General features: G+C 56.5%; 9 protein-coding genes. All 9 read right to left on the reverse strand.

Annotated elements, in window-relative coordinates:
- Window positions 1-30 precede the first annotated feature (30 nt).
- Complete coding sequence (locus tag HX823_RS03350; protein ID WP_038847993.1) at window positions 31-1596, reverse strand: PAS domain-containing methyl-accepting chemotaxis protein; 1566 nt, start codon at window positions 1594-1596, stop codon at window positions 31-33.
- 113 nt (window positions 1597-1709) lie between these two features.
- Entirely contained in the window at window positions 1710-2951 is a 1242-nt protein-coding gene (locus HX823_RS03355; protein ID WP_371317937.1) for a glycosyltransferase family 4 protein, read from the reverse strand.
- Window positions 2952-3022: 71 nt separating this feature from the next.
- The gene (locus HX823_RS03360) at window positions 3023-4255 is read right to left on the reverse strand and encodes a glycosyltransferase family 4 protein (RefSeq protein WP_371317938.1); all 1233 of its coding nucleotides are present in this window, start codon (window positions 4253-4255) and stop codon (window positions 3023-3025) included.
- Between the two features lie 3 nt (window positions 4256-4258).
- Entirely contained in the window at window positions 4259-6001 is a 1743-nt protein-coding gene (locus HX823_RS03365; protein WP_177074110.1) for a hypothetical protein, read from the reverse strand.
- Between the two features lie 91 nt (window positions 6002-6092).
- Window positions 6093-6512: a hypothetical protein gene (locus tag HX823_RS03370; RefSeq protein ID WP_177074111.1), complete on the reverse strand. Its 420-nt coding sequence runs from the start codon at window positions 6510-6512 to the stop codon at window positions 6093-6095.
- 28 nt (window positions 6513-6540) lie between these two features.
- Window positions 6541-8241 (reverse strand): DUF6270 domain-containing protein, encoded by a 1701-nt coding sequence (locus HX823_RS03375; RefSeq protein WP_177074112.1) that lies wholly within the window; start codon window positions 8239-8241, stop codon window positions 6541-6543.
- Entirely contained in the window at window positions 8238-13319 is a 5082-nt protein-coding gene (locus HX823_RS03380; protein WP_177074113.1) for a methyltransferase domain-containing protein, read from the reverse strand. The genes HX823_RS03375 and HX823_RS03380 overlap by 4 nt, the downstream gene beginning before the upstream one ends.
- Window positions 13320-13333: 14 nt before the next feature.
- A complete protein-coding gene (gene wecC, locus HX823_RS03385; protein ID WP_038848002.1) occupies window positions 13334-14596 on the reverse strand; it encodes a UDP-N-acetyl-D-mannosamine dehydrogenase in 1263 nt (420 codons plus the stop codon).
- Entirely contained in the window at window positions 14593-15741 is a 1149-nt protein-coding gene (wecB, locus tag HX823_RS03390) for a non-hydrolyzing UDP-N-acetylglucosamine 2-epimerase (protein WP_080642404.1), read from the reverse strand. The genes wecC and wecB overlap by 4 nt, the downstream gene beginning before the upstream one ends.
- Window positions 15742-15746: the final 5 nt, after the last annotated feature.

Below are 15746 nucleotides of genomic sequence, written 5' to 3' on the forward strand. Positions count from 1 at the left end.
AGCGGGAGCAAGCTCCCTCGCCACAGTGGCCTACCGGTTAAAACGCTCGACCAGGGAGTACTGGGTATTGGCTGTGTGAGTCAATTCTTCACTCAACTGCGCCGAGTTCAACGCCTGCTCCGACGTCTGATCCGCCAGCAATGCAATGGTGCTGATGTTACGGCTGATCTCTTCGGCCACCGAGCTTTGCTCTTCAGTTGCCGCCGCGATCTGCGTGGTCATGTCGGTGATATGCGCCACCGCCTCACTGATGCCCACCAGCGCCTGATCCGCCTCCATCACCCGCGCCACACCTTCTTCAGCCTGGCGGTGCCCGGCGTCCATGGTTTGCACGGCGGCGGCGGCAGTCTGTTGCAGCTTGGCGATCAGGGCGTGGATCTGCCCGGTCGATTCAGCTGTGCGTTGCGCCAGTTGACGGACTTCGTCCGCGACCACCGCAAAACCACGACCCATCTCGCCGGCACGTGCCGCTTCAATGGCCGCGTTCAGTGCCAGCAGGTTGGTCTGGTCGGCAATGCCCTTGATCACGTCGACCACGCCGCCGATCTCATCACTGTCCTTGGCCAGTTGGGTCACGGTCACGCCGGTCTCACCCACTGCGACGGACAGACGCTGAATCGCCTCGCGGGTTTCCCCGGCGATATCGCGGCCGCGACCGGTCAGGCGGTTGGCCTCTTGGGTCGCATCGGCGGTACGTTGAACGTGGCTGGCGACTTCCTGGGTGGTGGCTGCCATCTGGTTGACGGCAGTCGCCACCTGCTCAGTCTCGACGCGCTGGCGTTCCAGGCCACTGGAGCTGTTATGCGCCAGGGTGTTGGATTGCGCGGCCTGGTCGTTGAGGTGTTCGGCGGTGTCCTGCAAGCGCGTCAGACAGGTCTTAAGACGTGCCTCCTGGCTGAGGATCGACATTTCCAGACGCGCCTGGGCGCCACGGCTGTCGGTGTACATCTGCGCGATCAACGGGTCGGAGGTGGTCTGTTCGGCCAGGCGCAGCAAGCGCTTGAGGCCGCGCTGTTGCCAGCTCAGGCCCAGCAGGCCCAGCGGCACCGACAGCCCCGCCGCCAGGGCAAAGCCCCATTGGGAGGTGAGGGTGGCGCCGATCATGAAGCTCAACTGGCTCACCAGGATAAACGGCAGCCAGTCCTGCAACACCGGCAGCCACTTGTCCCGCTGAGGGATCGCTGACTTGCCCTGGTTGATGCGGTGGTAGAGCGCTTCGGCCCGGCGGATCTGCTCGGCGGTGGGCTTGATGCGCACCGATTCGTAGCCGACCACCTGGTTGCCTTCGAAAACCGGCGTCACATAGGCGTTGACCCAGTAGTGGTCACCGGTCTTGCAGCGATTCTTGACAATGCCCATCCATGGCAAGCCTTGTTTGAGCGTCGACCACATGTGCGCGAACACCGCCGCCGGAACGTCCGGATGACGGACCAGGTTGTGCGGGGCACGCACCAGTTCGTCGCGGGAGAACCCACTGATTTCGACGAAGGCGTCGTTGCAGTAGGTGATCACGCCTTTGGCATCTGTGGTGGAGATCAACCGTTGCTGAGCGGGGAAGGTACGTTCGCGCTGGGTAACGGGTTGGTTATTACGCATGATTGTTCAATCCGCAAGGCTTTCAGGGGGTATCGGCAGCTACAGGCGGTTATTTAACTTATTTTTGCAATAATCCATCGCTGCCGAAGGCCTCTTCGCTGATGAGGGGGCACTCAGCCCCACAAGGAAGCAGCCATCAGTTCGGCAGCCACGGGGTACCTGCAAGGTGAAATAAACCAGTCCAGGCGCAAAAACGCCCAACGCTTGATCGTCACATAGCGTTGAAGGAGCCGGCCCGGGGTTTTCACCACCAAGGGGGTGCTGAGCACGTCCAGCGCCATGTTGCGCTGGATAAGCGTGCGAGAGTAGTTCTCTTTGAACGAGTCTCTGTTGATGGAGGCAAGGCTCAGTCTTTCCAGGGCTTGTAGCGCGCTGTCGGTGTCGCCGGGCTCAAACACACAGGCGTTGGCGATCTTGGCTTTGGTGAACTGCTTGGCGTAGCCGGCCAACCCCGCCAGGATCGGCTTGCCGGTAGCGGCGTATTCAAACAGTTTGGAAGGCAGGACCCGGCGGAAAGACTTGAAGGTATTGAGGTGCAGGAAAAGGATGTCTGCCTGCCGATAGAATTCGATAAGGTTGGACCGCCTCGTCGGCGCAATCAGCTCGACGTTGGTGACATTCTGGGCCGCCAGGGCGCTGCGCAGTTTGCCCGCACTGCCGCCATCGCCGATCACGTAGAACTGAGCCGTGTGCGACAACTTCAGGGCCAGCGTCGGCAGGATATGCTCAAGGCCTTGGCCAGCCCCAATATTGCCTGCGTACACGATCTTGAGCCGGGCTGCGCTGGTCGCCGTTTTTTCCTGGTTTACCAGTGGTTGCAGGAACAGATCATCGACGCCATTGGTGTACGTCGAGAATGTCAGGTTCGGGTAGCGTTCGAAGAAGTAATCCTCAAACCCTGGGGAAATCAGATTTACCCGGCTCGCCTGGCGGATCGTGAAACGCTCCACCCATGAGAAGAGCAAGGTCCCCGCTCGGCCAAACCTGCTGGGGAAAAGCTCCGGTAGGGTGTCGACGAAAATATCCCGGATATCCAGATACAACGGAGTCCTGGTTCTGAACGCTATCGCCGCGGCAAGTGCGGCGGTCATCAGGCGCGACGAAGACGCTACAATCAAGTCGTAGTCCTGACCTTTGACGGCGTTGCTTACGCCTCGGGCATAGGTGGCAAATGCCCGGGCTTGATCGGCAATCCCACTTTTGTGAATGGGCAGGGGAATGCGTCGAATCGTCAGGCGAGCGCTTTCCTGAAAGATATCGGCCTGGGTGTTGTACGAGTGATACCGGTTGGGTTGCGTGGTGAGTACGTCGATCTGCAACTCGCTACTGCCGTGCGCCAGCAACGCCTTGACCAATGCTTCGACGCGAAACGAACCCGCCGCCAGATCCGGCGGGTAATAGAAACTCAGGAGCAGAACGCGCCGGATTACGGGCATGTGGCGCAGTGCTCGCGTTCCAGGACTTTTTGGTAGAGGTCCAGCAGCTGGTGTTCCTGTTGTTCCCAATTCAATTGCGCAGCGGCTTGAGCCGCATGGTTGGCGAATGCCTTGCGCAATGTCGCATCACTGCTCAAGCGATTGATTGCCGCGCTCAAGGCCTCATCGTCGCGATCACGGACGAGCAAGCCGATGTCGTGAGCCCTGACAATGCGTCGGATTTCCGGAAAGTCCGTCGCCACCACGGGCAGGCCGGCAATCAAGTATTCGAAGAGTTTGTTCGAGTCGGTAGTGAAGTGGTTCAGGCAGGTATTTTCAATGGGCTGCACCCCAATGTCCGCCGACGCCGTATAGCTGGGAAGATCAGCCAGGGAGACTGTCGGGATAAAATGCACCTGCTCCGTCAGGCCCAGTTCCTGGCTGAGCGCGGTCAAGGGCTTGGCCAGGCGGCCGCCCCCGATAAACACGAAGTAAGTGTTGGGCACGGTGGCCGCCACTCGCACCAACCGTTCGAGACCACGCCCCTGCTGCAATCCCCCTTGGTAGACCACCACCGGCCATGGTTGCGTCAAGCCGAGCTCTTCGCGAATACGTGCGCTGGCGGGGCTGCTGGTGAAGCGTGGTCGATTTTGCAGCACCACGGGGCGAGGTATCCCGTAGGCCCGGGCAAAGAACTTGGCGCGCGCATCGGTCGTCGTGATGGTGCCTTGGACCCTGGGCATCAATGTCCGCTCCACGCGGGCAACCAGGCCACGAAAACTGTTGTAGCCCTCGCGGCTGGTGCTGATTTCGTGGGCGTCATACACCACTTTCGCACCGCTCAGCCTAGCGGCCAGCCAGGCAGTGGGCAGGGTATTGACGTCATGGGCATGGACGACCGTTGCACGGTGGCATGCGACTCGCGCAAGCAGGCCCAAATGCGTCCACAGTCGGGCAACAATGCGCAGGACTTGCCTGGCCGGGCTCAGGCGGCCGATGGCGCCACTGCCAACTGCCGAGGCAGGCGCTGCTGTGCCGGACTTGCGCAGCTTCCAGAGCGGGCTGCGTGCCACGCGAACCACGTGAGTTCCGTTTTCCAGGGTTTCTTTTTCCAGGGTGACGCCGGGCGTGTGCAAGGCAAACACCGTCACTTGGTAACCGGCGGACTGGAGCGTCTGGGCTTCCTTCAACACGCGTGCGTCGTTGCGGAATTCATTCCAGACGATCATGGCGATACGGGGCACTGGCTATTGTTCCTGTTCATTGCGGGGTGTTTTAAGGTGTTCAAGTTGCTCGAGCATGTTGGGCAGTAGCGCAACGGCATCACTGAAGTTTGAACGGTGGCACAAGCGTTCGAAGGCGTAAGTGAATGCGCACAACAACACGGCAGCAGCAGGAACATCCACCAGGCTTTTACGCTCCTGTCGGGCTGTCTCGATGCCTAGTCTGAGTGTGGCGTGCTCGCCCACCGGCCAATTCGAACCCAAAGGCTCCATTTTCCAGCTGGCCCAATGGCTGACATGCGTGGTGCCATCAACGGCAATGAGCAATGTGTCTGAAGTGGTGTCCAGGGAGATGATTTGTCTCGGAAGGTCTGCCAGCACGCTGATCAGGAAATCGTACTGTTCGCTGAAACGCTCAATGTCTGCCACCTGTTCCTGGCTGGAAATGATGTGCAGATTTTCAATGATTTTGCGCGAAAGCCTTTGCTCGAGGTATTGATGAGAGCGGCTGAAACGCTTGACCAACGATTCGGATGGTTCAATGCAAAGCAAGCGCTGGTTGATGGAAATGACCCCCGTGCCGATTTCACGATGCGCCAACTTTCTATAATTATTGAAGTTGAACACATGGCAGGTCAGGTTCTGAATCCCGGCTCTTCCGAGAAACTGTGGAGCGGGTATATGGGGCGTATTTTTAAGCAGCGTATATTCTTGCTCCGCCAGTGATTTACTGTGTTCACCAAAAAGCTTGAAGAGGTATTTTTCAATATTGGGACTTTGCGCTGAGGTAAACTCAGCTTCAAAAGAATAGATATCCGTTCGGCCAATCTGGTGCCATTGGGTCGAGACCAGTTGGAGGTCAGCTGACGTTACACTCTTTATTGCCGCGGCAACCCACTGGTCGCGTTGTGCTTTGTTTAGAAGTTCGGTGATTTTTTCGGCGTAGGTACCGTTGTCAACGATGAGTTGCTGGTTGTGGAAAAACAAAGCGTTGATTTGGCGGTGCTGAGACCTTAGCGCAATGATGTCCTGCAAGAGGATGTTGAGCCGGGACATGCCTTGCCGAATCAATAGGAGTGAAATCAAGGCAGGGAAGATTTTGGGCGGTGACAGGTATAAAAAATCAATGATCATGCAAGCAAATACGAAAAGAAATCCCATGGAGCACATGGCATTCAACGTGGTGGCATGATGGTGCTCTAGGAGTCTTCTAGCCTTAGGGCTTTTATTATATAGGCTGACTAGGCCGATATAGGCAAGTGCGCAATAGGTGAGCGTTGCAGAGAAAAGGAGCGGGTAGATGTAAAGTAATATGGCCAGGGATGCTGCTGCGAAAGTGCCCGCCGACAGTCCACGGGTAAAACGCGCGTACGCTTGGGAAGCCAGTTGGTGCTGATTCTCGAAAAGCGCAAGTTTGCCGCTGTTTTTTAGCAGCTTTTGGGCGCCCTTTCTTGAGTGGTGCGCAATGATAAATTCACAGCCCAGATACAGCAGATAACACATCAGTGCCAGCAGACTGAGCCCGACGATTAGATGAGCTTTTTGCAGGCTCTTCAAATACAGGGGGTAGTATTTTGGAACAGTGTCCGAACCGAGCAGGATAAGGACTTTTATGGGGAGGAAAAATGTGAGGACTAACAATATTTGCGCGAATAGATTCGCCGTGAGCACGGTAAGTGTAGCTGCCGGTGTGACCTCGTAAAACTTTCGGCCCAGTGAGTAAAACCACCCCAGAGTGGACTTAATGTTTTTTTGAAGTTTCATCATTGTAGGTTAAACGGAGCTATCAAAAACAAGGGCATGTCCTCTGCAGCCGGTCGCGAGGGCCCCTGAGGCCCTCTGCGTTGGTCGGTATTATTCAGATTGACTGCCAGTACAGCGACAGTTGGCTGGTCTGGCCCGTGGTAGTGGTTTGTTCATGATAAATACTTCCTACCACCGGAAGGCCGGTTTTGTAGTAGTGAACCTTGAATGCCTTGTCACTGTTTTCAATGATTTTGCGGGTGTAACCCAGCGTTGAAAATTTTTGAAAAACAGCGTTTTCTGCGACTTTTGCCCCTGAGTTGAATTTGACTTCATGCAGCTTCAACTCGCCTTTGGCATTCGGCTTGGCAATCGTCTTGACCAGATCACCGCTGAGGGAGATTTTTTCGCCGTCACTCAGTATCAGTGTGCTTTTGTTTGCGGGGTTCGCGGCGCCCTGTGACGGCGAAGCGTTTTCGTTTCCGCAACCCGCCAAGCTGAGCAGAGCAGTGAGAAGGATGACTGTTTTTTTCATGGTGAATGCTCAGAGTTAATGTTGGTTGTTAATTCATGATGCGGGCGAGTAGTTGTTTCGCCACGGTTTTGTAGTAAGCGCTGGTGTAGTGATAGGGACAGAACGCCCACTTGTGGTCACCACCGGCCATCAGGCCAGCCTCCATGCCGCCAATCTGCTCGACGGCTGTCGAACTGTCTTCAAGGGGTGCGAGCATCGTGGAGATGATCTCGTTGTTCAGTTCGATAAGTTTTGCGAACTCAGAAGTATCAAACGACTCAACTTGATTGGCCTTGTCACGATAGGTGCTTGCCCAAACTGCCTTATGCACGAAAATATTCGGGCATATGGACGAGACTTTCTCCAGAAATGCGGGGAGTGCCCATGCCCTGAGTGCTTTTGCTTCAACACTCCATGGCCGCTTGATCTCAAAGTCGATTGCGGCGCGTTCAAAGGCCTTGATCAGTGGTCCGCTGGCGGAAAAAATCGAACCGTTGTGTTGGATCAGACCGATGCGTTCATCGATGAAGTCGACAAGGATAATATCCGGTCGAGACTTCTCCAGATCCTCCCAATGATTTTTGGCAAGGTCGTAAGCCGCACGTTTATCTTCGAATCCTTCGCCGGCCACCCGTACTCTTGCGTCCGTGCACGGCATTCCCATGTAAGAAACGACTGAAGACCTGGCCATGTAGAAGCACACTTCAAAGTCGTCCAGCGCCGACTTCTGAAACTCAAAAAGGTCTCGTGTCACGCACGAACCAAGAATGGCCACTCTCACTTTGTTGGAAGCGCCATTAACGGGGTTCGGACGAACTGCACGTCGCTCGAAGCGTTCTTTTTTTGCCGTCAGGGACTCAAGTTCGCGCGCTGTATTTTCAGACGGAGTGCGCAGCTCTTTCTTAATTTCGTTGCGTAGATTGCCGAGTTTTTCCAGGTACTTGTGTGGCATGCCAATGGGTGATTGGCGCAACATCGTGCACAAGTAGTTCAATTGTTCCTGAGACAGACCATAGTGCTGAAAAAAAGAGGGATCGAAGCCGATCTTTTTTTCAGTGTCACCCAGGATTCTCGCGCGCGCGCCAAAGAAGTAGGAATCACTGAGAGGGTGCTTAGTGTAAAGAAACAGCGGATAAGGCTTCTTCAAGGCGATGTGCGTAGACGGGATGCCTTGTTTTTCCAGTGTTTTAATCACAAGGTGGTGCGCGTATTGCGTGATACTTTTTTCCTTCACCCCCGGCGTGCGGTCTACCAAGGTGAGGGCTAATGCCAGCGTGTCGTAAGTGACTTCACGATAGCAGTTGTCGGAAGGTAGAAACTCGATGCCGTTATTCAGTGAGATGACCAGTACGTGCTCTGAAAGCGTGCTGTTCAACGCGGCGTCTTGGATATGGGCTACTACATCTTTGTGAATACAGTCATCGTCATCGATGCGCGACGTGATCAGCGTGTGTGCGTCCACGGTCTTGAGCAACTGCGACACTTCGTGGCTGACCAGAGAGTAATCGTCGACCTGAATGATTTTTGCATTCAGCTGTGTCTTGATGATGGCCTGCTGTAGACGGTGCAAGTGAACGATGGGTAATTGCGTGTCGGCAAAAATAACCCATTCGAAATCGGTGTTACTTTGATTCGCCAACGATGGAAATACTGTATTCAAAAGTATTTCCATGCGGTACATCAGCCATAGTTCGTCTTTGATGCCGATACCGAAGTTGGTAAAAAAATAGTGCTTGAATGGCGTGTTCATGGATGACTCATTTTACCGATCAGAGTGAGTTCAGCGGAGCAGATATGTGTTTTCTCGCTCTGCCCTACGACACGCCGCCTGGCGTGTGCGGACTTTTGGGCGAAGAGCATGGGGTTGAGAAACAGCGCTTCCATGGCATCGCTTAACCCACTGAATGATTCAGGATCACATAAATACCCGCAGTCCGAGTCGACAAATTCCGCTATTGCACCCACGGCATTGGTCACGGGTACCAACCCCGACGCCATTGCTTCATCACGCGACACACCCTGGGTATCCATCCGACTTGGACACAGGAATACCCCGAACTCTTTGTGAAGTCTGGCGATATGAGCCTGGGGCAGATAGCCTCTTTGAATCTGGACATTGGGATACTGGCGCAAGGGCGCAAGGGTTTCATCAAATAGCGGACCGTCGCCCACCATGAGTATCTGCAGCTCACTGAACCATGGCTTCTGCGCCAACAATTGAATCGCTTTGACACTCAAGTCATTGGCATAGGTGCGTGACGCATACGGCCGAATCGATAAAATCTTCTTGCGCTGCTCAACCGGCTTTTCCTCGTAGGAAAACAGCTCGGTATTGATCGGGTTGTGAATGATCTCGTATTGGCTTTCTGGCAAGCGAAAGCCAAGGTCTTCCATCACTTCTTCGGCGAAATAGCGCGATACAAACACCAGCTTCAGATTGGCCGGCATTGGCTGCAGCAACTCACGCCAGAAGGCCATGCGTTTTTCGCTGTCGAGTTTGCCCAGTGCCAGTTGCTCTTGCGTGTTGTAGTTGTATTCGCGGCGCCACCAGGGTTGGATTTCAGCGCCGTGGACCCATACGGTGAGGTTGATGTGGTCCAGGTGCTTGCGCAGCACTTCCCACATGGCGGGGTCGAGGAAATGCACGAGTACTGACCGATAGGCGCCGGACTCGAGCATCTTCGTCAGTGTTGCCTGAGAACCGGTGACAACATCCACGTTTTCGAACTCGTGGTAGCTCACCGACTCGTTGTTGCGCAGGCGGAACACGTCGACGTTGATGCCTTGTTCTTTATAGGCCGTGACACGCGTATGGACGAAACCGTTGCGGTACAGATCGTCGTAGGCCGGGTAATGGTTGGTGATCAGTAAGTGCTCGGCTTTGCCCAGCATGTCTGATGGCTGCAGATCACGATGGCCCAGCACCAGCGCCTTGATATGTGCGCTGCCGTTGGCGTAGACGCGCACGCCCAGGCGGACGAAGGCCGCTTCGGGCGGGACGTCGAAGGTGTGGTTGCGGTTGGCATGTTGCATCACATGGCTGATGCGCTGCTTCTGCGCATCGAGGAACAGCACCACCCATTGGATATTCAGCCCTGGTGTCGCGTCGAGGTAGAGCTTGACCTTGTTCCCGCCACCGAGCACATCGACGGTCAGTTCCTGCTTGGCGTAGTGGTACTCATGCTTGCCATCTTCAAGGGTGGACTCGATTTGCCATTCGCGGCCCTCAACCGTTTCCTTGAGGTGCTTGCTGCGCATTGGCTCAAACAAGGCTGCCAGTTGGCTGCCGCAGATTTCTGGCGAGGTATGGCTGTTCTGCAGGGGGGCGATGGCTTCGGCGCGACGTTGAAGCTCATGAATGCTGATGCCGGTGTCCAGTTCAAGGTCGTCTACCACGGCCGAAACATCCGTGCCGCCTGCGTGCCTGCAGTAGTTGAAGGCATCGATGGCCAGGCATTGCGCGTGGGGATAGTGCAACTCGGGTGCGTTTTTCAGCCAGGTGTTGACGCTCTGGTCGCCAATTAAGTCGATGTGGATCAGTGCAGTTCGTACGGCCAGCGTCTCAGGGCAGTGGTATGCCTGGCCTGGGTTGACCAATTGGATACCGTTGGCATCCTGGACAAAGTACGTGGTTTTACCCAGCACCCGCGCCTGGCTGTAGCGTGTCGCCAAGACCAGATCGAGCAGGTAGTTGGGGCCGTAATAATCGTCGGCAACCATCGTTCCCAGCCAAGCCGCATCGCCCGCCAGGGTTTTCAGTGGGGTAGACGCGACCTGTGCCGGCGTCAGCAGTTGCACGCGCGGATCACAGGCAGGTAACGCGCACCAAAGGTCTTCATCCACCACTACGTGCATCAGGAAATCAGGGTGGCGCTGACGCATGACGTGCTGGTTCAACGCCGCAAGCTGCGTGGCGTTCTCCGCCTTCGCGACGATGCACACACGAGGCAATAGGTTTGCTTGTGGCTCGCCGGTTACCTTGCTGATCACGTAGTTCAGTCGATGCGCGTAGGTGTGCTCTTGCATGACCTTGCGCAGGGCAGCCAGGCGCAATTTGTCGCTGTATCGCTCATCCGTGGTATGCAGGCTCAGCCGGCGCAGCATTTCCGGGCCATTGTCTGTGGTGATGACCAAATCCCCAAAGAGCAGGCGCACGCCTCGGGAAAAGTTGCTGACGGTGATGGTGTTGGAGCCCAGCAGTTCAAACACGCGACGGGCGAACATCGACTGCGACTGTTTGATCGAGTTGAGGTTGATTGCATAGCGGTAGCCTTTGTAGGCCAGGTCGATCTGGTCAAAACTCAGGGTACCGACAATGTAGGGCTGGTATTGCGGGGGAAACTGGTAGTTCTTGTCGTCCTTGCCGAAGTTGCGGTCAAAGATGTCCAGTGGACGCAGGCGCGGCAATTCGCCGACAAAGCTGGCGAGGTCGCGGGTACGCTCGGGATAGCGCGCGTAGTAGGCGCCTGCGAAGCAGAACGCGTCTTTGCGTTCATACAGTTCCACCGGGTTATGCACGGCCGGCTGACAAGCGAAGGGCAGCAGGTATACGCGCTCATGACCCAGCGCACCTTTGTAGCGGTGGATACAGTCGATATCGGTGGTGAACACGAAGTCGAACTGTTTGGCAGTGGAGAGGAAGGTCTCGAAGTGGACCGGGTCTTCCTTGTTCCAGAAAACCGTTGGAACCTTGTGCTCGCCGCACCATTTGAGGATGTCTTGCAGCTCATGGCTGTTGTGCCCGATCTTGCTGCCCCACAAATCGTCCTTGCCGCGCCATGCCGATTCGATAAAGAGCAGCTCTGGCTGGAACGCTTCAAGCTCTACTTGCCAGTTGTGCGGTGTCAGGGGCAGCAGGTTGCACTCATTGCGGTACGAGCCGAAGGTGAATTCGTCCATCACACAGGCGACTTTCAAGGGGCTTGCCGTGCCTGTTGCATCGTTGAGCAGGCTGCTGCGCGCATGGCTGATATCGTCCAGCAAAGAGGGCAGCGACACCGGCTCGGTAGGGGGGGGCAGCAGTGCTGCAACCGGTGTTTCAACGGTGTTGCCCGAGGCATGGCTGTTCTTGCGGGTCTTGGCCGCTTGACGATACAGGTTGAGCAGATTGGCCGGCAGACGCACCATGCCACCCAATGAACCGGCGCTCGACTTCAATTGGTAGCCCAATTGGTAGGTAAGACTCGAACGTGTCTTGATCAGGCGCTGTTCCGCCTGGTGACGCTTGGCTTCTGAGTTGCGCAGGTCGTCATTCAGCGCTTCGATCTGACGCTGTTGGGCGTCGCTTTGTTCGCGCAGCGTATTCAGCTCGGCGTTCAGTCGCGGAATCTGGGCATCCGTCGCCTCTCGGTATTTTTTGTTGGCCTCTTCCAGCCAGCTTTTGCACGAGGCCAGCTCACGCTGTACCAGGCTCAAGGTCTGTTCGCGTTCATCCAGATGTTCGGCCTTGCGCTGCAGATCACTTTCCAGCAGCGGGCGAGAGGTTCGCTCCTGATCAAGTGCGTCTGTCAGTTCCACGATCTGTGTACGGCAAGCCTTGAGTGCCTGATTGAGTTCAAGGATTTGTTGCTCATACTGGACATGAAGCCCGTCGATTTGCAGCAGCAGCGTGTCGATGTCTTTTTCCAGGTTCGATTGGAGCGATTCCTGTGCATGGCGCTGCTCTTCGGCTTGGTGAACGGCATTCAGCCGTTCGGTTTGTGCCAGGTGACGGCTTGTCCGTTCCTCCGTGACGTGTTCCTGCAGGCGCAGGTTCTGCTCGTTGAGCGTTTGGAGCTCATCGTTCAGCACGTTCAATCGGGCCTGCGCGTCAGCATGCCGGCTGTGCAGTTCGTCCAGTTCGCACTGGTACTGCGCGTGCTGATCTAGCTTCATTGCTTCCAGCTCGCTCAAGCGTGTCTTGAGTTGCTGGTTGTGCTCGATGGCCACCTGGTGCTTTTTATTGGATTCGTCCAGGCTTGACGTGAGCTCCGCCAGTTTGGCCAGCTCGGATCGCTGGTCGCTGACGGTCTGCTGCAGCGCCTTGGCCTTCGCCGCTTCGGGCTTGAGTTGGGCAATCTGTTCGGTGGCGGCTCGATATTTCGTGTTCGCCTCTGCCAGCTGTTTACTGGTGTGGGTCAAACTGTTTTGCAGGTTGCGTTCGATGGCTTCGAACGCTTTTTCGAGGTTGGCCACCTGTTCGATGCCCATGTCCAGAGGGGCCGGTGTGGTTGCGTCTTTTGGTTTGACGGCCACTACGCCAAGCCATTTGCCCAGCACCTTTACCTGAGTGATGTGCAGATGCTTGCTGAGCAGGCGCAAGGGCTCAAGCAAGTAGAACGTGTGCTTGTGGTCGATGAAATCATTGACGCCGAACGGCACAGTGATAATCAGGCAGCCATCCGGTTTGAGCAGGGAGGCGGCTTTCTCCACAAACAATTCCGGACGCACCAGGTGCTCGAGCACTTCGCTGATCACAATAGTGTCCGGCTCGGTGTCCTGAGTGTTCAGCGTCAAGAAGTCGGCATTCACGTAGCAGACTTTTTCCTGCACGTGGATGGGTTCGTTGGCCAGGTAGTGCCTGGCTTCCTCAATGGCCTGGGGGCTGGTGTCGACGCCGGTGACATTGCAACCCTCACGGGCAAGCAGCAGCGGGACGATACCCTGGGAGCAGCCCACATCCAGTACTTTACTCCCGCAGACCTGGGCGCAAATCCAGTGAATACGTGCCTGGGTTTCACGCATGAAGTGTTCGCCCAACTTCCCGTAATACGCCTCCATTACGCGATCATGAATGTCTGCCAGGGGCGCAGGCGCTTCCGCTGGCGTGGGGAGTTGGACGCTATTCATCTTCAATATCCTTATCAGGCCGCGAACACGCCGGCGGCGTCGATCACGATCGCCTCGTTGCGCAAATCGCCCATGGATTTGAACTCTCGGTGCTTGACCAGCAAAACGTGGATGTGAGCGCTGTCCAGCGCATACGCGGTGTCCACCAGTTGGTGGCCGGCAAGCGAGGCGGGCAACGCTTCGATGTTCGGCTCGACCAACATCAATTCAACGCCCAGTTCTTCACCCAACACTTGGGCGATACTCAGCGACGGGCTTTCGCGCAAGTCATCGATATCGGGTTTGAAGGCAAGGCCGTAGCAGGCGATACGTACCTGGCGTGCCGACATGTCGCGATGCTTGAGCAGAAACTCCGCCAAGGCCGTCTTGACTTGCCCGATGACCCACAGCGGCTTGCGATCATTCACCTCGCGGGCGCAGCGGATCAGGTTGGCCAGGTCTGGCGTCTTGCTCACGATGAACCAGGGGTCGACCGCAATGCAGTGCCCGCCCACGCCGGGGCCAGGTTGAAGGATGTTGACCCTGGGGTGATGATTGGCCAGGCGAATCAACTCCCAAGGGTTGATCTCGAGTTCGGCGCAAATCATCGAAAGCTCATTGGCAAACGCGATGTTCACATCGCGAAAGCTGTTTTCGGTGAGCTTGCACATCTCGGCTGTGCGGGTGTCGGTGATGATGCATTCGCCTTCGACAAACGCTTCGTACAGGCGTACGGCGGCGGACGAGCAGGCAGGCGTCATGCCGCCGATGATCCGGTCGTTATCGACCAGTTCGCGCAGCACGTGCCCCGGCAATACCCGCTCCGGGCAGTGGGCAATACGGATGTCGGATTGTTCCCCATGGGTGGCGGGGAAGGTCAGGTCCGGACGCGCTTCGGCAAGCCACGCGGCCATTTGTTCTGTCGCACCGACGGGAGAGGTCGATTCCAGGATCACCAGGTCGTTCTTTTTCAAGACTGCGGCGATGGCTTGGCTGGCTGCCTGGATGTAGCTGAGATCCGGTTGGTGGTTTTCCTTGAACGGCGTGGGTACGGCGATCAGGAATGCATCGGCCGGCTCGGGTGTGGTGGTCGCACGCAGGTACCCTTCGGTAACGGCGGCGTGCACCAGCATATCCAGGTCGGGCTCGACGATATGTATTTCGCCGCGGTTGATGATGTCTACAGCGTGCTGGTTGACGTCGACACCGATGACTTGCTTTTTGCGAGAGGCAAAGATGGCTGCTGTGGGCAGGCCGATGTAACCCAGGCCGATGACCGATACTCTTGGAAAATTCATGGCGCGCCCCGATTTTTTTCAACGTGCAATGTCATCAACGCTTCCCGGATCAATGCGCATGCTTCGCCCGAGCCATAGGGGTTGTGGGCAAAGCTCATGGCTTGATAGGCCGCGTTGTCACTGAGCAGAACGCTCAAGTTGTGGGTGATCGATTCCACGTCCGTGCCCACCAGTTTCACCGTCCCGGCGTCCACGGCTTCAGGGCGTTCGGTGGTGTCACGCATCACCAGCACGGGCTTGCCCAGCGCGGGTGCTTCTTCCTGTATGCCGCCGGAGTCAGTGAGGATCAGGTAGGAGCGAGTCATGAGGTAGACAAACGGCAGGTAGTCTTGCGGTTCGATCAGATGCACGTTGCTGATACCCGCCAGCAGGCGTTGTACGGGTTCGCGTACATTGGGATTCAAATGCACCGGATAAACGAACTCCACCAAGGGATACTCGCGTGCCGCGTTGGCCAAGGCCTGACAGATGCGCTCGAAGCCATCACCGAAATTTTCCCGACGGTGGCCGGTGATCAGGACCAGGCGATTCTCTTTGGGCAAAAACGAGAACTGCTCGTCGAACTGGGCGCGCACGCGGGTGGCGGGGTCGTCGAGTTTCTGCACGGTTTTAAGCAAGGCATCGATCACGGTGTTTCCCGTGACGTGGATGGCGCCCTCGTCGACCCCTTCATTGAGCAGGTTTTGTCGAGAGTTCTGGGTCGGCGCGAAATGCAAGGTCGCGAGGCTGCCGGTCAGGCGCCGATTGCCTTCTTCAGGCCACGGTGAATACAAGTTGTTGGTGCGCAAACCCGCTTCGACATGGGCGATGGGAATTTGCTGGTAATAGGCGGCCAGGCTTGCGGAGAAGGTGGTTGCGGTGTCGCCGTGGACCAGGATGACATCTGGCTTGAAGTCCTCGAGCACGGGCTTGAGCCCCTGCAGGATGGCCGTTGTCACGCCTGTCAGGCCTTGGCCCGCCTTCATTATGTTGAGGTCGTAGTCGGGGGTCAGGTCAAACAGATCAAGGACTTGGTCGAGCATTTCCCGATGTTGCGCGGTAACGCAAACCCTCGATTCAAATCGATCGTCGTTTTTCAGCTCGATGACCAGAGGCGCCATCTTGATGGCTTCGGGGCGTGTGCCAAAAATTGACAGGGTTTTAATGGGGT

The organism is Pseudomonas sp. P7759 (assembly GCF_013386445.1).
Classification (GTDB): Bacteria; Pseudomonadota; Gammaproteobacteria; order Pseudomonadales; family Pseudomonadaceae; genus Aquipseudomonas; species Aquipseudomonas azotoformans_A.